General features: G+C 66.5%; 16 protein-coding genes. 2 read left to right on the plus strand and 14 right to left on the minus strand.

Annotated features, from left to right (window positions below; genetic code table 11):
• Positions 1–65: 65 nt before the first annotated feature.
• The 8 genes from PIGHUM_RS11980 to PIGHUM_RS12015 form a co-directional block, all read right to left on the minus strand.
• Entirely contained in the window at positions 66–2,933 is a 2,868-nt protein-coding gene (locus tag PIGHUM_RS11980) for a 2-oxoglutarate dehydrogenase E1 component (RefSeq protein ID WP_124079828.1), read from the minus strand.
• 408 nt (positions 2,934–3,341) lie between these two features.
• A complete protein-coding gene (gene gltA, locus PIGHUM_RS11985; protein WP_124079829.1) occupies positions 3,342–4,652 on the minus strand; it encodes a citrate synthase in 1,311 nt (436 codons plus the stop codon).
• A gap of 48 nt (positions 4,653–4,700) precedes the next feature.
• The gene (locus tag PIGHUM_RS11990) at positions 4,701–4,961 is read right to left on the minus strand and encodes an FAD assembly factor SdhE (protein WP_187697782.1); all 261 of its coding nucleotides are present in this window, start codon (positions 4,959–4,961) and stop codon (positions 4,701–4,703) included.
• 7 nt (positions 4,962–4,968) lie between these two features.
• The gene (locus tag PIGHUM_RS11995; protein WP_124079831.1) at positions 4,969–5,685 is read right to left on the minus strand and encodes a succinate dehydrogenase iron-sulfur subunit; all 717 of its coding nucleotides are present in this window, start codon (positions 5,683–5,685) and stop codon (positions 4,969–4,971) included.
• A gap of 116 nt (positions 5,686–5,801) precedes the next feature.
• Complete coding sequence (gene sdhA, locus PIGHUM_RS12000; protein WP_425466723.1) at positions 5,802–7,508, minus strand: succinate dehydrogenase flavoprotein subunit; 1,707 nt, start codon at positions 7,506–7,508, stop codon at positions 5,802–5,804.
• Between the two features lie 75 nt (positions 7,509–7,583).
• Positions 7,584–7,967 carry a succinate dehydrogenase, hydrophobic membrane anchor protein gene (gene sdhD / locus PIGHUM_RS12005; protein WP_124079833.1) on the minus strand — a complete coding sequence of 128 codons (384 nt, stop codon included), beginning with the start codon at positions 7,965–7,967 and terminating at the stop codon, positions 7,584–7,586.
• Entirely contained in the window at positions 7,967–8,380 is a 414-nt protein-coding gene (gene sdhC / locus PIGHUM_RS12010) for a succinate dehydrogenase, cytochrome b556 subunit (protein ID WP_124079834.1), read from the minus strand. The genes sdhD and sdhC overlap by 1 nt, the downstream gene beginning before the upstream one ends.
• A 239-nt stretch (positions 8,381–8,619) precedes the next feature.
• Complete coding sequence (locus PIGHUM_RS12015; protein WP_124079835.1) at positions 8,620–9,438, minus strand: GntR family transcriptional regulator; 819 nt, start codon at positions 9,436–9,438, stop codon at positions 8,620–8,622.
• 300 nt (positions 9,439–9,738) lie between these two features.
• Here PIGHUM_RS12015 and PIGHUM_RS12020 point away from each other — a divergent pair, with 300 nt between their 5' ends.
• Positions 9,739–10,725, plus strand: coding sequence for a malate dehydrogenase (locus PIGHUM_RS12020; RefSeq protein ID WP_124079836.1), 987 nt, complete (start codon positions 9,739–9,741; stop codon positions 10,723–10,725).
• A gap of 330 nt (positions 10,726–11,055) precedes the next feature.
• Positions 11,056–12,051 (plus strand): HpcH/HpaI aldolase/citrate lyase family protein, encoded by a 996-nt coding sequence (locus tag PIGHUM_RS12025; protein ID WP_124079837.1) that lies wholly within the window; start codon positions 11,056–11,058, stop codon positions 12,049–12,051.
• A 38-nt stretch (positions 12,052–12,089) separates the two neighbouring features.
• Here the strand turns inward: PIGHUM_RS12025 and PIGHUM_RS12030 are convergent, their stop codons facing one another.
• The 6 genes from PIGHUM_RS12030 to hscA form a co-directional block, all read right to left on the minus strand.
• Entirely contained in the window at positions 12,090–12,293 is a 204-nt protein-coding gene (locus PIGHUM_RS12030) for a hypothetical protein (protein ID WP_124079838.1), read from the minus strand.
• 99 nt (positions 12,294–12,392) lie between these two features.
• Positions 12,393–13,349: an NAD(P)-dependent oxidoreductase gene (locus PIGHUM_RS12035; protein ID WP_124079839.1), complete on the minus strand. Its 957-nt coding sequence runs from the start codon at positions 13,347–13,349 to the stop codon at positions 12,393–12,395.
• Between the two features lie 32 nt (positions 13,350–13,381).
• The gene (locus tag PIGHUM_RS12040; RefSeq protein WP_124079840.1) at positions 13,382–14,611 is read right to left on the minus strand and encodes a CaiB/BaiF CoA transferase family protein; all 1,230 of its coding nucleotides are present in this window, start codon (positions 14,609–14,611) and stop codon (positions 13,382–13,384) included.
• A 130-nt stretch (positions 14,612–14,741) separates the two neighbouring features.
• Positions 14,742–16,268 carry a TonB-dependent siderophore receptor gene (locus tag PIGHUM_RS12045; protein WP_124079841.1) on the minus strand — a complete coding sequence of 509 codons (1,527 nt, stop codon included), beginning with the start codon at positions 16,266–16,268 and terminating at the stop codon, positions 14,742–14,744.
• A 355-nt stretch (positions 16,269–16,623) separates the two neighbouring features.
• The gene (gene fdx, locus PIGHUM_RS12050) at positions 16,624–16,965 is read right to left on the minus strand and encodes an ISC system 2Fe-2S type ferredoxin (RefSeq protein WP_124079842.1); all 342 of its coding nucleotides are present in this window, start codon (positions 16,963–16,965) and stop codon (positions 16,624–16,626) included.
• A gap of 58 nt (positions 16,966–17,023) precedes the next feature.
• A complete protein-coding gene (hscA, locus tag PIGHUM_RS12055) occupies positions 17,024–18,886 on the minus strand; it encodes a Fe-S protein assembly chaperone HscA (protein ID WP_124079843.1) in 1,863 nt (620 codons plus the stop codon).
• Between the last annotated feature and the right edge of the window lie 4 nt (positions 18,887–18,890).

The following is an 18,890-nucleotide window of genomic DNA, read 5'->3' on the forward strand; positions in this document are numbered from 1 at the left end:
TTCGTCATCCGGCGCGCAAAGGCCGGACGGCCGGAGCCGCGTTCGCGCGGCCCCGGCCGGGAGGATTACTTCGTCAGCACGACGCCTTTGAGGCGGCCGAAGGCCTGGTCCAGCAGGGCCTTGAGCTGCTCCATGTGCTTGGAGTAGTAGCCGACCGCCGGCGATGCCGAGGCGGGACGGCCTGCGTAGGCGAGCTTCTGGCCGGCGGACATGTTCTCGTACAGATGGTGCTGCACGTAGAACCACGAGCCCTGGTTCTGCGGCTCGTCCTGCACCCAGACCACCTCGGTGGCGTTCGGGTACTTCTTGAACTCGGCCGTCAGGACCTTGTGCGGGAACGGATAGAGCTGTTCCACCCGCAGCACGGCCACGTCGTTGGCGCCGCGATCCTTGCGCGAGGCGACCACGTCGTAGTAGACCTTGCCCGAGCACAGCAGCACGCGCTTGACCTTGGCCGGATCGATGCCCTCTTCGACTTCGGGGATCAGCGTCTGGAACGAGCCCTTGCTCAGGTCGGACAGCGGCGAACCGGCGTCCTTGTTGCGCAGCAGCGACTTGGGCGTGAAGATGACCAGCGGCTTGCGGAACTGGCGGATCATCTGGCGGCGCAGCAGATGGAAGATCTGCGCGGCGGTGGTCGGCTGCACTACTTGCATGTTGGTGTCGGCACACAGTTGCAGGAAGCGCTCGACGCGGCCCGACGAGTGCTCGGGGCCCTGCCCTTCGTAGCCGTGCGGCAGCATCAGCACCAGGCCCGACTGGCGGCCCCACTTGGCTTCGCCCGAGCTGATGAACTGGTCGATCACGACCTGGGCGCCGTTGGCGAAGTCGCCGAACTGGCCCTCCCAGATGACCAGCGAGTTGGGCTCGGCGGTCGAGTAGCCGTATTCGAAGCCCATCACGGCTTCTTCGGACAGCAGCGAGTCGATGACGCGGAACGGCGCCTGCGCGTCGGACACGTTCTGCAGCGGCACGTACACGCCCGAATCCCAGCGCTCGCGCTTCTGGTCGTGCAGGACGGCGTGGCGGTGCGTGAACGTGCCGCGGCCCGAATCCTGGCCGGTCAGGCGCACCGGGTAGCCCGAAGCCACCAGGCTGGCGAAGGCCAGGTGCTCGCCCATGCCCCAGTCGAGGTTCATCTCGCCGCGCGCCATGGCGCGGCGGTCGGCCAGCACCTTCTCGACGATCGGGTGGACCTTGAAGCCTTCCGGCACCGTGGTGATGCGCTCGCCCAGGCGCTTGAGCTCGGCCTGCGGCATGGCGGTGTCGCCGGCGTCGGTCCACTTGCGGCCCAGGAAGGGCGACCAGTCGACGGCGTATTTGTTCTTGTAGTCGGTCAGGACCGGGTCGACCGTGTGGCGGCCTTCGTCCATCGCGGCGCGGAAGCGCTTGACGTATTCGTCGCCCTCGTCGGCGCCGATCACGCCCTGCACCGCCAGCTTGTCGGCATACAGCTTGCGCGTGCCGGGGTGCTGGCCGATGCGCTTGTACATCAGCGGCTGGGTCAGCGCCGGGGTGTCCTGCTCGTTGTGGCCCAGCTTGCGGAAGCAGACGATGTCCACGACGATATCTTTCTGGAACTCGACGCGGAAGTCCAGCGCCAGGCGCGTGGCGAACACGACGGCTTCGGGGTCGTCGCCGTTCACGTGCAGCACCGGGGCTTCGATCATCTTGACCACGTCCGTGCAATACAGCGTCGAGCGCGTATCGCGGGGATCGGAGGTGGTGAAGCCGATCTGGTTGTTGATCACCAAGTGGACCGTGCCGCCCGTGCCGTAGCCGCGGGTCTGGGCCAGGTTCAGGGTTTCCATCACGACGCCCTGGCCGATGAAGGCCGCGTCGCCGTGCACCAGCACCGGCAGCACCTGCTTGCCGCCCTCCATGCCGCGGCGCTCCTGGCGGGCGCGCGCGCTGCCCTCGACCACCGGGTTGACGATTTCCAGGTGCGAGGGATTGAAGGCCAGCGACACGTGGACGGGGCCGCCGCGGGTCGAGATGTCGCTCGAGAAACCCTTGTGGTACTTCACGTCGCCGGCAGCCAGGCCGCCGTCGTTGTACTTGCCCTCGAATTCGGCGAACAGGTCCTTGGGCATTTTGCCCAGGGTGTTGACCAGCACGTTCAGGCGACCGCGGTGGGCCATGCCCAGGACGACTTCCTGGATGCCGCATTCGCCGGCATGCTGGATCAGTTCGTCGATGGAGGGGATGAAGCTCTCCCCGCCTTCCAGCGAGAAACGCTTCTGGCCGACGTACTTGGTGTGCAGGTAGCGCTCCAGGCCTTCGGCGGCGGTCAGGCGGTCCAGCACGTGCTTCTTCTGGTCGGCCGACAGGCTGGGGGTGGCTTGCGTGCTTTCCAGGCGCTGCTGGATCCAGCGCTTGATGACCGGGTCGGACACGTGCATGAACTCGACGCCGATGCTGCGGCAATACGTGTCGCGCAGCGCCTTCACGATCTCGCGCAGCGTCATGTGCTCGGCGGTCGTGAAGTAGGTGTTGGTGGCGGAGTAGACCTTGTCCATGTCGGCCTCGGTCAGGCCGTAGAAGCTGGGCTCCAGCTCGGGGATCGCGGGGCGCTCCTGGCGCTGCAGCGGATCGAGGTCGGCCCAGCGCGCGCCCAGGTAGCGGTACGCGGCAATGATGGACTGGACGTGGACTTGCTTGCCGGCTACCGAGAGGTCGCTTTCGGCGGCGCGGGGCAGGAAGGCGTTGGCGCGGGCGCGCTGCGCGAAGGATTCGATAACCGGGGCATGGGCCTGGTCGCGGGTCGATTCCTGGCCGTCGACCGCCGGTGTGTGCTGCAACTGGTCGAAATAGTTGCGCCAGTTGTCGGGAACGGAACCCGGGTTGTCGAGGTAGGCCTCGTAGAGCTCTTCTACGTACGGCGCATTGCCCCCGAACAAATAGGAGGTGCTGGATTCTTGGATGCTGGACATGATTTGCGCTTCACCTTGCCGGGTGTTTCACCCGTTCGATGCAGGACGGACCTTCCGCGACACGGCTCGGCCGATTAGCGGATAGCTAGTGCAGAAGGCGGTTGACAGAAAAATTACAGGACAGGACAACAAACCAATAAACTTGTAAAGCATAGCATTTAGGATCCGGCACCGCTCGGAAAACCCATTCGACTGTGGCGGTTTCCCCTACTGCCGGAAGGGCCGATCCTGCTGCTTCCACAGACCCGCCCCGCGCCGGATTGGTTCCTCCTCTCCAGCAAAAACGGGAAATGCCCCCAAAGCTCTTCCGCGACGCTTCTTCCGGCTGAAAAAAAACCGCCTGTCTCGCAACAGGCGGTTTTCTCTGAACGGCTGGGGCGGCGCCGGCGGCAAGCCGCCGGCACAGGATCAACGCTTGTCCAGATCCGGCACGTCGCGCGAGGGCGAGCCGGTGAACAACTGGCGCGGACGGCCGATCTTGTAGTCCGGATCGGAGATCATTTCGTCCCACTGGGCGATCCAGCCAACCGTGCGGGCCAGCGCGAAAATGGCCGTGAACAGCTGGGTCGGGATGCCGATGGCGCGCTGGACGATACCCGAGTAGAAGTCCACGTTCGGGTAGAGCTTGCGCTGGACGAAGTAATCGTCTTCCAGGGCGATCTTTTCCAGGGCCATGGCCAGCTTGAACAGCGGATCGTCCTGCAGGCCGAGCGCTTCCAGCACTTCGCGGCAGGTTTCCTGCATCAGCTTGGCGCGCGGATCGTAGTTCTTGTAGACGCGGTGGCCGAAGCCCATCAGGCGTACGCCCGAGTTCTTGTCCTTGACCTTGGCGACGAACTCGCCCAGCTTGTCGACGCCGCCGGCAGCCAGCAGGTCTTCCAGCATCTGCAGCGCGGCTTCGTTCGCGCCGCCGTGGGCCGGGCCCCACAGGCAAGCCACGCCCGCGGCGATGGCCGCGAACGGGTTGGTGCCCGACGAGCCGCACAGGCGCACGGTCGAGGTCGAGGCGTTCTGCTCGTGATCGGCGTGCAGGATGAAAATGCGGTCCAGCGCGCGCTCGATGACGGGGTTGACCACGTACTCTTCGCACGGCGTGGCGAACATCATGCGCAGGAAGTTGCCCGTGTAGGACAGGTCGTTCTTCGGATAGACGTAGGGCTGGCCGATCGAGTACTTGTAGGCCATCGCCACCAGCGTGGGCATCTTCGCGACCAGGCGGATGGCCGAGATTTCGCGGTGCTTGGGCTGGGTGATGTCGAGCGAGTCGTGGTAGAAGGCGGACAGCGCGCCAACCAGGCCGGTCAGCACGGCCATCGGGTGGGCGTCGCGGCGGAAACCGCGCAGGAAGAATTGCAGCTGCTCGTTGACCATGGTGTGACGAGTCACCAGGTCATTGAACTCGGCCTTCTGCTTGGCGTTGGGCAACTCGCCGTTCAGGATCAGGTACGAGGTTTCCAGGAAGTCGCACTTGACCGCCAGTTGGTCGATCGGGTAGCCGCGGTAGAGCAGTTCGCCCTTGTCGCCGTCGATGTAGGTGATGCTCGACGAGCAAGCGGCGGTCGACATGAAACCAGGGTCCAGCGTGAACATCCCGGTTTGCGCGTACAGCTTGCGGATATCGACGACCGACGGGCCGATCGTGCCTTCATAAACCGGAAACTCGGCGCCCGGGCTCCCATCGGAGAAGGTCAGGGTCGCTTTCTTGTCGGACAGTTTCATCGGGATTCCTCTTCCATCAAAACTATTACATACGGGACTTAGGCTGGCTCACACCGAACGCAGCCGCGTCAGCAAGTCCTGCATGGCAGGCGTCGCCAGCTCACCTTCCGGCTCCTTGCGGGCCAGCAGATAGTCCAGCAACTCGTTATCGGTCAGCTCGAGCAACCGTGTCAGCTCTGCCACGTCGGTGTCCGTGAGCTGGGATTCGCAGGCGTCCAGGAAACGCGTCAGAATCAGGTCGTTCTCGAGCAGGCCCCGCCGGGCGCGCCAGCGCAGGCGTGTCCGGTCATGCAGGGAAAACTCCGGCACCACGGCCTCAGACCGCGCGCCGGGCCATCATTTCCTTGATCTTGCCTATCGCCCGGGTGGGGTTGAGCCCCTTGGGACAGACGTCGACGCAGTTCATGATGGTGTGACAACGGAACAGACGATATGGATCCTCGAGATTATCCAAACGTTCCCCGGTCGCTTCATCGCGGCTGTCGGCCAGGAAGCGGTAGGCCTGCAGCAGGCCGGCCGGACCGACGAACTTGTCCGGGTTCCACCAGAACGACGGGCACGAGGTCGAGCAGCAGGCGCACAGGATGCACTCGTACAGGCCGTCCAGCTCTTCGCGCGCCTCGGGCGACTGCAGGCGCTCCTTCTCGGGAGGGGGCGCGTCGTTGATCAGGAAGGGCTTGATCGAGTGGTACTGATTGAAGAAGTGCGTCATGTCCACGATCAGGTCGCGGATCACGGGCAGGCCGGGCAGCGGGCGCAGCACGATGGGCTGCTTCAGGTCGAGCAGGTTGGTCGTGCACGACAGGCCGTTCTTGCCGTTGATGTTCATCGCGTCGGAACCGCACACGCCCTCGCGGCACGAGCGGCGGAACGACAGGCTGTCGTCGACGTCGTTCTTGATGCGCACCAGCGCGTCAAGAAGCATTTTGTCGTTCGGGCCGAGCTCGACCTCGAGCTTCTGCATGTAGGGACGCTCGTCCTTGTCCGGGTCGTAGCGGTAGATCTCGAACTTCACAATGCGCTTGGCACTCATGAAAGACACTCCAAAATTTGTTCCCCCTACGCGCTGCGCGCGTCCCCCAGGGGGCGGTGCTGGCGGACCGGCGGAGCCGGATCCGCTGCCCCCTGGGAAGGGGATGTAATAGCGGTTTAGAAGGTTCTCGCTTTGGGCGGGAAGCTGTCGACGGTCAGGGGCTTCAGCGTCACGGGCTTGTACTCGAGGCGGCTGCCTTCGGAATACCACAGCGAGTGGCGCAGCCAGTTCTGGTCGTCGCGCTCGGGGAAGTCGCTGTGCGCATGGGCGCCGCGGCTTTCGTTGCGGGCGGCGGCCGACACGATGGTCGCCTTGGCCACTTCGACCAGGTTGTCCAGTTCCAGCGCCTCGACGCGGGCCATGTTGAAGACCTTGGAATGGTCCTGGATCGCCGCGCTCTTGGCCCGTTCGGCCAGCTCGTTGATCTGCTGCACGCCCTCGTCCAGCAGGACCTGGGTGCGGAACACGCCGCAGTGGCGCTGCATGGAATTGCGGATGTCGTTGGCCACGTGCTGCACGCGCTCGCCCTGCTTGCGGCTTTCCATCGCGTCGACACGGCCCAGCGTGAAGTCGGCGGCGTCGGCCGGCAGGTCCTTGTGCGAACGCTGCTTCAGGCTGGAGGCGACGATGTGGTTGCCGGCGGCGCGGCCGAACACCACCAGGTCGAGCAGCGAGTTCGTGCCCAGGCGGTTGGCGCCGTGCACCGACACGCACGAGCATTCGCCGATGGCGTACAGGCCGTTGACCACGGAGTTGGGGTTGCCGTCCTTGGGCACGACCACCTGGCCGTAGTAGTTGGTCGGGATGCCGCCCATCTGGTAGTGGATGGTCGGAACGACCGGGATCGGTTCCTTGATCGGGTCGACGTTGGCGAACTTGAGCGCGATTTCGCGGATCGACGGCAGGCGCTTGTTGATGGTATCGGCGCCCAGGTGGTCCAGCTTGAGCAGCACGTAGTCGCCGTGGGGGCCGGCGCCGCGGCCTTCCTTGATTTCCTGGTCCATCGAGCGCGACACGAAATCGCGCGGCGCCAGGTCCTTCAAGGTGGGCGCGTAGCGCTCCATGAAGCGCTCGCCGTCCTTGTTCAGCAGGATGCCGCCCTCGCCGCGCACGCCTTCGGTAATCAGCACGCCGGCGCCGGCCACGCCGGTCGGGTGGAACTGCCAGAACTCCATGTCTTCCAGCGGCAGGCCGGCGCGGGCGGCCATGCCCAGGCCGTCGCCGGTGTTGATGAAGGCATTGGTGGAGGCGGCCCAGATGCGGCCCGCGCCGCCGGTGGCCAGCACCGTGGTCTTGGCTTCGAAGATGTAGATCTCGCCGGTTTCCATTTCCAGCGCGGTCACGCCCACCACGTCGCCTTCGGAATCGCGGATCAGGTCGAGCGTCATCCACTCGACGAAGAACTGGGTGCGGGCCGCGACGTTGCGCTGGTAGAGCGTGTGCAGCAGCGCGTGGCCGGTGCGGTCGGCAGCCGCACAGGCGCGCTGCACGGGCTTCTCGCCGAAGTTGGCGGTATGGCCGCCGAACGGGCGCTGGTAGATGGTGCCGTTGGGGTTGCGGTCGAACGGCATGCCGAAATGCTCGAGCTCGTAGACCGCGTTGGGAGCTTCGCGGCACATGAACTCGATGGCGTCCTGGTCGCCCAGCCAGTCCGAACCCTTGACGGTGTCGTACATGTGCCAGAACCAGTTGTCCTCGCTCATGTTGCCCAGCGAGGCGCCGATGCCGCCCTGCGCCGCCACGGTGTGCGAGCGGGTCGGGAAAACCTTGGAGAAGACGGCGACGCTCAGGCCGGCCTGGGCCAGCTGCAGCGAGCAACGCATGCCGGACCCGCCGGCGCCGACGACCACCACATCGAACTGGCGGCGCGGAAGAGTAGAGTTAACGGCGGCCACGACTTAGATTCTCCACAGGATTTGAGCGGCATAGGCGATCGAACCCACCAGCCACAGAACGGTCAGGACTTGCAGGGCCAGGCGGATGCCGGCCGGCTTGACGTAGTCCATCCAGATGTCACGCACGCCGATCCAGGCGTGGTAGGCGAGCGAAATGATGGCCAGGAAGGCCAGCAGCTTGCCCAGGGGGAAGCCGAGCACTTCGAAATTGAACAGGTGCACCCAGTTTTCGTAGGTGAATTCCGGAGTGATCAGGGCGCCGATGGCCAGGATCACCGTGTAGATGACCATGATGACGGCGGTGATGCGCTGGATGACCCAGTCCTTGACGCCGTAGTGGGCGCCGACGACCAGGCGCTTGCGGCCGATATTTTGCGGGGCGGACATCAGAACACTCCGAACAGTTTCAAACCAAAGACGACGGTCAGCGCCAGGCTGACGACCATCACGGTGCCAGCGGTGCGCTGCGCCGTTTGCTTATCCAGTCCCTTGTGCAGATCCAGCGCCAGGAACCGGATGCCCGCACAGAAGTGGTGCAGGTATGCCCAGATCAGGCCCAGCAGGACGATCTTGACCAAAGGATGGGTGACGAAATCGTGGAATTGCGCGAAGCCGATCTCGGAAATCAGGCTGCGCTCGAACAGCGGCAGCAGGATCAGCGGCAGCGCCAGGAACAGCGCGAAGCCGGACACGCGGTGCAGGATGGACACCTTGCCGGCCCAGGGCAGCCGGTATCGCGCGATCTGCGAGATGTTGATATTTCTGTACTGTGGGCGGGGTTTTGCGGCAGAGTCGGACATCACGACCTCGGGTAAAGTAAGCAAACCATGAAAAGAACCATTGCAGCGTGGCTGCGCCTCAGGTGGACGCGTCCTGGGAGACGTGTCGCGCAAGCCGGGAAATATTCCCGCGAGCCTGAGGTTTCCACCGGGGTTTCGGAGCCCGGCGCACATGCGCCGCCCGAAAACCGCCGATTAAGGCAAACGTGCTATTTTCGCCCATTCAGCGCCGCTGTATCAAATCGTTCCCGGAACCCGCGTCAATTGAGGCTATTCCGGTAGTGGTAATGCGAGGTCAGGTACAAGCCGCGGCGCATTTCCACCGGGCGGTCGCCATAGGTGAAAGAAATGCGCTCGACCTGCAGCAACGGGGTTCCCGGCGCGACATCCAGCAAGGCGGCCTCCGGCTCGCCGGCCGGGACCGCCCGTATTTTCTCGTCGGCGCGTATCATCCGCACCCCGAACTCGCTTTCGAACAAGCCGTACATCGGCCCCTTGTACTCGGCCAGCCGCTCGGCCGTGAGTCCCTTGAACAGGGCGCCGGGCAGCCAGATTTCATCGATGACCGTGGGAATGTCGCCGAAGGACAGCACGCGGCGCACCAGCACCACCGCGTCGCCTGCGCGCAGCTCGAGCACCTTGGCGACTTCGGCTGGCGCGCGCAGGCGGCGGCATTCCAGGAAGCGGCTGCGCGAACGCGCCTGCTTCCCATTGTCCGGCGCCAGGCGCAGAAAACGGAAACGGACCCGGTCCTCGTGGTGGGTGGCGACGAAAGTGCCCTTGCCCTGGCGGCGCAGCAGGATATTGTCGGCCGCCAGTTCGTCGATGGCCTTGCGCACCGTGCCCTGGCTGACCTTGAAACGCGCGGCCAGGTCCAGTTCGCTGGGGATGGCCTCCCCCGGTTTCCATTCGCCGCGGTCCAGGCTCTGCAGGATCAGGCCCTTGATCTGCCGGTACAGCGGGCTGAACGCCGCCCCCGGGCCGCCGGGAGCGCCCGGATCACCGGCCGCAGCGGCGCCTGCCGCCGCGGCGGCATCGGGCGAGGCAGACAGGCAGGGCGAACGGGGCTTGATCGGCATGGCCCGGATTGTGTCACAGCGTAACCTGCGATGTCCAACCGAAGCGCCAAAAAAATCTTATGTCTTATATAAAACATAAGATAGGTTAATTGACGCTCGTCCGCGATTTTTCTACACTTTCCCGATCATGCCTACCCACGCCTGCCGCGCCGCCCGTTCCCTCCAGGCGCATCGCTGTCTGCCGCTCGCCGTGGGCGCCCCGCCTCCTCCCGCTTTCCATCCCTTGCGCCGTGCACTCCCCTGGCGGAGTTACACTGCGCGTCGCGTCATTCCAACTCACTTCCCTCTTCGGAGACTTACATGAGCAAGCCCGCAATGCGCGTCGCCGTCACCGGCGCCGCTGGCCAGATCGGTTACGCCCTGCTGTTCCGCATCGCCTCCGGCGAAATGCTGGGCAAGGACCAGCCCGTCATCCTGCAACTGCTGGAGATCCCCGACGAAAAAGCGCAGAAAGCGCTCAAGGGCGTGATCATGGAGCTGGAAGACTGCGCCTTCCCGCTGCTGCAGGAAGTCACCGCCCACAGCGACCCCATGACCGCGTTCAAGGACGCCGACGTGGCCCTGCTGGTCGGCGCCCGCCCGCGCGGCCCCGGCATGGAGCGCAAGGATCTGCTGGCCGTCAACGCCCAGATCTTCACCGCGCAGGGCAAGGCCCTGAACGCCGTCGCCAGCCGCAACGTCAAGGTCCTGGTGGTCGGCAACCCCGCCAACACCAACGCCTACATCGCCATGAAGTCGGCCCCGGACCTGCCCGCCCGCAACTTCACCGCCATGCTGCGCCTGGACCACAACCGCGCCCTGTCGCAGATGGCCGCCAAGGCCGGCAGCGCCGTCGGCGACATCGAGAAGCTCATCGTCTGGGGCAACCACTCGCCCACGATGTACCCCGACTACCGCTACGCCTCCATCGCCGGCAAGCCCGCCACCTCGGTGCTGAGCGACGACGATTGGAACCGCAACACCTTCATTCCGACCGTCGGCAAGCGCGGCGCCGCCATCATCGACGCCCGCGGCCTCTCCTCCGCCGCCTCGGCCGCCAACGCCGCCATCGACCACGTCCACGACTGGGTCCTGGGCAGCAACGGCAAGTGGGTCACCATGGGCGTTCCGTCGGACGGCTCCTACGGCATCCCCGAAGGCATCATCTACGGCATGCCCGTGATCACCAAGAACGGCGAGTACGCCATCGTCAAGGATCTCGACATCGACGCCTTCTCGCGCGAGCGCATGGACGCGACGCTGAACGAGCTCCTGGAAGAGCGCGACGGCGTGAAGCACCTGCTGTAGGGAAGCCCACCCCCTACGCGCTTCGCGCGCCCCCTCAAGGGGGCGATGCGGGCGGACCGGCAAAGCCGGATCCACCGCATCCTGGGTAAAAGCGGACGGGTGAAGAGCGGTGTTCTTTCCGGCCCAAGAGGCACACGAGTACGATAGCGTCCTCGTGTGCTTTTTTTTCGCTCCCAAGCTGCGGCGCAGCAACGACCGATGCCGCAGGCTGTGTCCGGGGCAGTCGGCCGAAACCGGGAAGTCCCGCGCAGCGGGACCGGCGTCGCTGCGCCCCGCCAGCCGGCTGCCCCGGACACAGCCGTCTCAAGAACTCAGACTCATACAGCGCCCATGAACCACCCATCCCAAGTCCTGCACGAATCCGGCAAGCCCCCCGTCGTGCTTCCCGTCTGCGACCACTACGCCGGCTCCGAAAAGCTCATGCAGAAGAGCCTGGAACGCCAGGCCCAGGCCGGCCCCGTCTTCGACGTCACCCTCGACTGCGAAGACGGCGCGGCCGTGGGCCGCGAAGCCGAACATGCGGAAATGGCCGCGCGCCTCGCCGCCAGCGACGCCAACCGCCACGGCCGCGTCGGCGTGCGCGTCCACGACGTCAACCACCCCAGCTTCATTGCCGACCTCGAAATCCTCATCGGCATCGCCGGCCACAAACTGGCCTATATCACCGTCCCCAAGCTCAACTCCGCCAACGACGCCCTCAACGCCGCCGAATCCATCGAACGCATAGGCATGGAACTGGGCCTGGCCCGCAAAATCCCGGTACACGTGCTCATCGAGACCCACGGCGCGCTGCGCGAAGCGTTCCGCATCGCCGCCCATCCCGCCATCGAATGCCTGTCATTCGGCCTGATGGACTTCGTCTCCTCGCATCGCGGCGCCATCCCCGCCCATGCGCTCACCGCCCAGGGCCAGTTCGACCATCCCCTGATCGCGCGCGCCAAGCTGGAAATCTCCGCAGCCTGCCACGCCTACGGCAAAGTGCCCTCGCACAACGTCGTCACCGAACTGAACGCGCCCGGCGTCATCGCCCAGGCCGCCCGCCGCGCCGGGCAGGAATGCGGCTACACCCGCATGTGGAGCATCCATCCCTCGCAGATCGACCCCATCGTCGAAGCCCTCTCGCCCAGTGCCGCCGACATCGAAGATGCCGAACGCATCCTGCTGGCGGCCGCGCGTGCCGACTGGGGCCCCATCCGCGACGGCGACGCACAGGCCGGCCGGCTGCACGACCGCGCCAGCTATCGCTACTATTGGGACGTACTGCGGCGCGCCCATGCCGCCGGCATGGACGTGTCGGCCGAAGCCAGACAGCAGTTTTTCGCTTGAACAGGCAAGGCCGCGCCGGACACGGCGCGGCCCGGGACTCACTGGTCGTTCAGGCTCTGCCTGGCGGCCTCTTCAGGCGTCATGCCCTCGTAGAACTGGTCGGTGAACCACTCGGCCTCTTCCTCGATGTACTCGCGCGCCTCCTCGAGGCTCGCGCCGGCCTGCACCAGCAATTTTTCGACCTCGCCGCACCACGCGAGCAGTGCCTGGAGATCGGGGTCGAGGTCTTTGTCGTTCGCCATCGGCGTATTTCCATTGAAAAAAAGAAGCCTGCACGCCACGCTATTCGCCAACGCAACGCGGCATGCCGCCGAGCATACTCCAATTGCCGGCCGGCCCGGCTAGGCCTCGCCGTCCAGCTCGCGGACCAGCAGGCCGATGAACCGGTCGATCACCTCCGCGCGGTTGCCGTCCGAGGTGCCCGCCATGTGCGGGCTCAGCAGAAAATCCCGGCATCGCCAGAGCGGATCGTCGGCCGGCAGCGGCTCGGCACGAAAGGTATCCAGGTAGGCATGGCGCACCAGCCCGCGCGCATGCGCAGCCAACAACGCCTCGGCATCGACCACCCGGCCGCGCGCGACGTTGACCACGCCCAGGGGCCGCCCGGCGTCGAGGGCCGATAGCGTATCGATATTGAAAAGCGACTCGGTGGCCGGCGACAGCGGGCAAACGAAAAACACCCAATCCACCTCCCCCACCCACTGCCGGAACCGCGCATAGGTGTCCGTCGGCCAGCCCTCTTCGATCGGTTCCCCGCTGTGGCGCAGCACCCGGCAGCGTACGCCGAGCATGGACAGGCAGGCGCCCAGCCGCCGCCCTACCGCGCCCCACCCCACGATCACGGCTTCCAGGTGGCGCAGCGCCCTCACCTCGTCGTGCCGCAGGGGCTCCCAGCGCTGCTGCAATTGCTGCTCGCGCGCCCGGTGCAGTTGCCGGCTGAAGTACAGGAACCCCGCCAGCGCCGTCTGTGCCACCGCCTCGGCATTCGCACCGGGCGAATTCGTGACGCGCACGCCGCGCGCGCGCAAAGCCGCATAAATGCGGCGGTCCGTGCCCGAGGCATAGGTATGCACCCAGCGCAGGCCCGGGGCGGCAAGCAGCGCCTCATAGAATGCCGCGGTCTCGGGCGTGAGCACATCGTCGGTAGAGGCGCCCACCACATCGCGGGTGATGAGCGCCGCATCGGCCCTGCCCGCCTCCGGCAGGCCGAGCAGCGCCACGCGCCCGGGCCAGCGCCGCGGCACGCCCGCTTGCCGCAATTCGGCACGGCCACGCTCGGAGCACAAGAGATTCAGCATGTTCTATGTCTGTGGATCGCCGTACGCCTGGGCTACCGGCCCCCTACCGCGCCCTGCTCCATCATGCGTCTTGCCGCCTCGTCCGAATAGCCCAGCTCGCGCAGGATCTCCAGCCCGTGCTCGCCGAGCAGCGGCGCCGGACGCATCTCGCACGCCACGCTGCCGCTCATGCTGGTCGGGTCGGCGATGTCCCACATCGCCCCTTCGCTGGGATGCTCGACCCGGCGCAGCAGCCCGGCGCCGACGATATGCGGATCGCTGCGCAGGCTGTCCAGCGTGTTGTAGGGCATGGCGGGGATGTCCGCCGCGGCGAGGGCTTCCAGCCATTCTCGGGTGGTGCGCTCCGCCATGGCCTGGGCCCGGATGGCGAAGTATTCGCTGCTGTGCGCGGCGCGCGCCTGCTTGGTGCGAAAGCGCGGATCCTCTTTCATCTCGGGGCGGCCCATCACGTCCATCAAAGCGTGGGCCTGCGCATCGGTATTCGTGGTCAGGCAGACGTAGCCGTCCAGCGTTTTCACCGGGCTCGCCTGCGGGTCGATCAGGCGCAGGTCGCCCGGTTCGGACAAAGGCGGATCGAAGGTGGCGCCGTACAGGTGTTCACTCATGACCAGCGCGGCCATGTTCTCGAACATGGGCACCTCCAGCCGCTGTCCGCGCCCGGTGCGCTCGCGCTGGAACAGGGCCATCAGCACCGCATTGAGGGCCATCAGGCCGACGGTGCGGTCCGCCACGACGTAGGGCACGTAGCGCGGCACGCCGGTCGCCATCTCGGCCAGCGCCGCGACCCCGGAGCCGCCCTGGATGATGGAATCGTAGGCCGGCGTGTCGCGGTACGGCCCGGGGCCGAAGCCGACCATGCTGCAATAGACCAGGCGCGGATTGCGCGCGGCGAGCGCGGCGTAGTCCAGCCCCAGCCGCTCGATCGCGCGCGGACGCATGTTGATCAGCATGACGTCGGCCCGCTCGACCAGCGCCATCGCCACTTCGCGTCCCGCCTCGCTCTTGAGGTCCAGCGCGATGCTGCGCTTGCCGCGGTTCAGGTGCAGGAACTTGCCGGACATGCCCGGGGTGGGCGACGGCCCGGCTATCCAGCGGATGACGTCGCCATCGCCCGCTTCGATCTTGATCACGTCCGCGCCATGGTCGGCCATGATCTTGGCTGCATAGGGTCCGACGACGGCGGAGGTGAAATCCAGCACGCGGACGCCGGCGAGCGCGGCCTGGCTGGGGTCGGGAGTATTCGATTGCGTCGATTGGGTCATGGGCAAAGCCGGCGCGCCGCTGGGGCCGCCGCGTTTCCTCGGTCTATGGCATGCGATGCCGTGCAGCATACGTGCTCGCGCGGCATGGCACTAGTCCCGGCAAAATGCTTTCCGCCGCGCAGAACGCGCGTCAGGGCCACGCGACCTGATAGTTCAGGATGGCCGAGACCGAGCGCCGCGCGCCCGCGGTGCAGGCATCCGTATAGCAATACGATGCGTATTCCTGGTCGAGCATGTTGTTCGCGCTGGCTCGCAGCTTCAGTCCCTTGAGACTGGAGTCGAGACGGGCGAAGTCGTAATTGACGCCGGCGTCGAGCAAGGTATACGAAACCGCCATTCCCGAGGCGGCGCCGCCGTAATAGGCGCCGGCGCGCCCCACCCTGCCGTCCAGGCTCAGGCCCGCGAACCAGCCGCGCGTGACGGCATAGTTGGCCCCCAGCGACAGGCGCTGTTCCGACACGTCCGGATAGCGGTTGGCCAGCATGGCCGCATAGGCGTCGTCGCTGGCGTGCAGGACGGTCGAGCGGGTCAGCGCGTAGGTGGCGACCAGATTCATGTTCTGCAGCGGCTGCAGCTTGCTCTCGACCGTCGTTCCGCGTATCCGCATTTCCGCCCAGGCGCTGCACCCGGCGGCCGCGCAGCCCTCCTGGGCATTGCTCGCCTGGGCATTGTTCTGGATCTGGTTGAAGGCCGTCACGGTCATCAACTGGCCCAGCAGCGGCGGCTGGTAGCGCACGCCCGTTTCGTACTGCTGGCTGGTGGCCCAGGCCGCATCGCCCGCGCGCGGCGCGTAGCTTTGCGAATAATTGACATAGGGCGACAGCCCGATCGGAAACTGGTAGCGCAGGCCCAGCCGGCCGCTGTAGACGTCGTCCTGCGCGGCATCGGCCTCGTCGCCTGCCGTGTTCAGGTCCACCGTGCGGCGCATGCCCTGGTCGCGCCGGCCGACCATGGACAGCACCCAGCGCTGGTACTGCACCTCGTCCTGCACGAAGAAGCCCAGCTTGCTCTCTTCGGCGTACGAACGCGCCATGATGCGCGGCTGGCCGATGTGCGTGCCGTACCCGGCGTCGAAAATATCCAGCGACGGCGCGGGCGCGATCCTGCTCTCGTAGATGTCGCGCGACTTGAGGTAGTCGAAGCCGAACTTGAAACTGTGCTGCAGGCCCGCAGTCGTGAACCTGGCCTGCGCATACGTGCCGACGTTGAAGGTCCCGAGCCCGCTGCCCAGCCCGTCCGACTCGACCGACGCGCCATCCGGGCGGCCGGCCGCGCCGGGCTGGTTCTGTGGACCGTCGTAGCGCAGGCTCTGCTTGACCATCCAAGTGTCGTCCAGCTTCTGCTCGAACTCGTAATTGGATTTCGTGCCCGGCGTGGCCTGGTTGTAAGCCTGCAGCCCGGTACGGCCGTCGATGCCGCCATCGGCATCGGGAATCCAGCCCGGCACGGCCGGCGCCCGCGGCGATGCCGGCGCGCCGGTAGCATCGGCCACCGGATAAACCAGGGCCACGGAGGTATACGGCAACTCCGGTTCCGGCGGCGCCGGCTCCTGCCTGGCCGGCGGCCCCGCCGGAACCGCCGACGCGGACGCAGGCTCATGCAGCGACACCGCAGGCGCGCAAGCGGCCAGCGCCAGCGGCACAACCGCCAGCGCCACACCCCGCATCCGCAGCCGATGTCGCAACAACCTCAACCCTTATCCATCCGTATCACAACCGCACCGAACCCAGACCGGCACACGGACATCCTAGCTTCCAACCCTCGCCATGCCGGCCATTCGTACCGCTTCGAGACCCCTCTCAAAGAGAAGTTCCCACCGCGGAAGAACACTTCCTCCACCACCAAAAACGCCCGTCTCCGACCCAGGAAACCGCGGATCCGGCTCCGCCAGTCCGCCGGTTCGCCCCTGGGCCCGGCGCCGGGCCGCCCAGGCGGGCCCAGGCCTCCTCGGGGGGCTGCCGCGTAGCGGCTGGGGGCCATCATTTCCGGAGCGCGCGCAAGCGCGCAGGGGGTCAATGATTCTCACTAGCGTGATTGATCGTGTACTTCGGAATCTCGACCGTCAGGTCCGCATCGTCGATGATGGCCTGGCACGACAGCCTCGACGCCGAGGTCAGCCCCCAGGCCTTGTCGAGCATGTCTTCCTCGTTGTCGCTGGCGTCTTCCAGCGAAGAAAACCCTTCCCGCACGATGACGTGACAGGTCGTGCACGCACACGAGAGTTCGCAGGCGTGTTCGATCTCGATGTGATTGTCGAGCAGCACGCGGCAAATGGAAACACCGGTCGGCGCGTCTTCGATGACGGCGCCTTGCGGGCAGAGTTCGGGGTGCGGCAGCACCGTAAGCTTGGGCATGGTGTAAGACCTGGTATTTAAGCGCGGGGCGGTCCGGAATGAAGCGGGCCGCGTCCCGTCATGCGATTTCGTCGACGCGCCGGCCCGCCAGGACGTGCCGTATGCTGCGGTCCATCCGCTTGGCGGCGAAATCCTCGGTGGCCTGCGCCAGCGCCTCGATCTGCCGCCGGATCTGGTCGGCATCGCCGCCGGCCGACGCCGCGGCCGTGCGCTCGAGCTCGGCGCGGATCGCCGCCAGCACGTCGGCCTCCAGCAAATCGGCGTCGGCCTGCAAGGCCGCCTCGACCGACTCGACCAGGCGCCGTGCCTCGACCTGCTGCTCGCGCAGCGCACGCATCTTCATATCGACGTCGGCGCTCTGCATGCCGTCGGCCAACATGGCCGCCACCTCGTCGTCGGACAGCCCGTACGAAGGCTTGACCGAAATCGAGGCCTCCACGCCCGAGCTCTGTTCGCGGGCCGTCACATTGAGCAGGCCATCGGCATCGACCTGGAAGGTGACGCGTATGCGCGCGGCCCCCGCCACCATGGGCGGGATACCGCGCAGCTCGAAGCGCGCCAGCGAGCGGCAATCCGATACCAGTTCGCGTTCGCCTTGCACGACGTGGATCGCCATGGCCGTCTGGCCATCCTTGAAGGTGGTGAACTCCTGGGCGCGGGCGACCGGGATGGTGCTGTTGCGGGCGATCACGCGCTCGACCAGCCCGCCCATGGTTTCCAGCCCCAGCGACAGCGGAATGACGTCCAGCAGCAGCCATTGGTCGTCCGCGGAACGGTTGCCGGCCAGCAGGTTGGCCTGCATCGCGGCGCCCAGCGCGACGACCTGGTCGGGATCGAGGTTGATCAGCGGTTCGGTGCCGAACAGCTCGCCCACCATGCGGCGGACGATGGGCATGCGCGTGGCGCCGCCGACCATGACAACCCCCTTGACCTCGTCCGCGGCCAGGTGCGCGTCGCGCAGCGCGCGGCGCGCGCTGGCCAAGGTTCGCGCGACCAGCGGCCGGGCCAGCGTCTCGAATTGCTCGCGGGTCAGGCGCAAGGCCAGTGCCTGGCCGCCCGACAGCGTTGCAGCCTGTTCGGCGGCGTCCGCCTCGGACAGCGCTTCGCGCACCGTCCTGGCAGCGACCAGCAAGACGCGCTGGTCTTCCGCCTTCAGGCCGGAAAGGCCGTGCCCGGCCATCCAGGCATCGACGATGGCGCCGTCGAAGTCGTCGCCGCCCAAGGCCGTGTCGCCGCCGGTGGCGATGACTTCGAACACGCCCTTGGACAGGCGCAGGATGGAGATGTCGAAGGTGCCGCCGCCGAGGTCATAGACCGCATAAATGCCTTCGGCGGCGTTGTCCAGCCCGTAGGCGATGGCGGCGGCGGTCGGCTCGTTGAGCAGCCGCAGCACGTTCAGGCCGGCCAGGCGCGCAGCGTCCTTGGTGGCCTGGCGCTGCGCATCGTCGAAATAGGCCGGTACGGTGATGACGGCGCCGACCAGGTCGTCGCCCAGCGCGTCTTCGGCCAGCTGCCTCAGCTTGGCCAGAATCTGCGCGGATACCTCGACCGGGGTCTTGTCGCCCTGGACGGTCTGCACGCGCACCATGCCCGGGGCGTCGACGAACCGGTACGGCACGTGCAGCTTCTCGGCGTCGGCCAGGCCGCGTCCCATGAAGCGCTTGACCGATACCAGCGTGTTGTGAGGGTCGAGCGCCTGCGCGGCGAGCGCCTTGCGGCCGATCTGCACGTCGCCGCCCGGCAGGTAGCGCACCGCGGACGGCAGCAGCGCCCGGCCCTCGCCGTCGCGCAGCACTTCGGCCACGCCGCTGCGCACCGAGGCCACCAGCGAGTTGGTCGTACCCAGGTCTATGCCCACCGCCAGCCGACGCTGGTGCGGGGCTTCGGACATGCCGGGTTCGGCTATCTGCAAAAGCGCCATGCGT

Origin of the sequence: Pigmentiphaga humi (assembly GCF_900606115.1) — a bacterium.
GTDB lineage: Bacteria > Pseudomonadota > Gammaproteobacteria > Burkholderiales > Burkholderiaceae_B > Pigmentiphaga > Pigmentiphaga humi.

What these genes read in the sequence shown, in the direction of transcription:
- sdhA (WP_425466723.1), bottom strand. Translation starts at nt 7,508, where the DNA reads ATGCGTTGCTCGCTGCAGCTGGCCCAGGCCGGCCTGAGCGTCGCCGTC.
- sdhD (WP_124079833.1), bottom strand. Translation starts at nt 7,967, where the DNA reads ATGTCCGCCCCGCAAAATATCGGCCGCAAGCGCCTGGTCGTCGGCGCC.
- PIGHUM_RS12030 (WP_124079838.1), bottom strand. Translation starts at nt 12,293, where the DNA reads ATGGCGAACGACAAAGACCTCGACCCCGATCTCCAGGCACTGCTCGCG.
- PIGHUM_RS12020 (WP_124079836.1), top strand. Translation starts at nt 9,739, where the DNA reads ATGAGCAAGCCCGCAATGCGCGTCGCCGTCACCGGCGCCGCTGGCCAG.
- hscA (WP_124079843.1), bottom strand. Translation starts at nt 18,886, where the DNA reads ATGGCGCTTTTGCAGATAGCCGAACCCGGCATGTCCGAAGCCCCGCAC.
- sdhC (WP_124079834.1), bottom strand. Translation starts at nt 8,380, where the DNA reads ATGTCCGACTCTGCCGCAAAACCCCGCCCACAGTACAGAAATATCAAC.
- PIGHUM_RS11995 (WP_124079831.1), bottom strand. Translation starts at nt 5,685, where the DNA reads ATGAGTGCCAAGCGCATTGTGAAGTTCGAGATCTACCGCTACGACCCG.
- gltA (WP_124079829.1), bottom strand. Translation starts at nt 4,652, where the DNA reads ATGAAACTGTCCGACAAGAAAGCGACCCTGACCTTCTCCGATGGGAGC.
- PIGHUM_RS12040 (WP_124079840.1), bottom strand. Translation starts at nt 14,611, where the DNA reads ATGACCCAATCGACGCAATCGAATACTCCCGACCCCAGCCAGGCCGCG.
- PIGHUM_RS12025 (WP_124079837.1), top strand. Translation starts at nt 11,056, where the DNA reads ATGAACCACCCATCCCAAGTCCTGCACGAATCCGGCAAGCCCCCCGTC.
- PIGHUM_RS12035 (WP_124079839.1), bottom strand. Translation starts at nt 13,349, where the DNA reads ATGCTGAATCTCTTGTGCTCCGAGCGTGGCCGTGCCGAATTGCGGCAA.
- PIGHUM_RS12015 (WP_124079835.1), bottom strand. Translation starts at nt 9,438, where the DNA reads ATGCCGATCAAGCCCCGTTCGCCCTGCCTGTCTGCCTCGCCCGATGCC.
- fdx (WP_124079842.1), bottom strand. Translation starts at nt 16,965, where the DNA reads ATGCCCAAGCTTACGGTGCTGCCGCACCCCGAACTCTGCCCGCAAGGC.
- PIGHUM_RS11980 (WP_124079828.1), bottom strand. Translation starts at nt 2,933, where the DNA reads ATGTCCAGCATCCAAGAATCCAGCACCTCCTATTTGTTCGGGGGCAAT.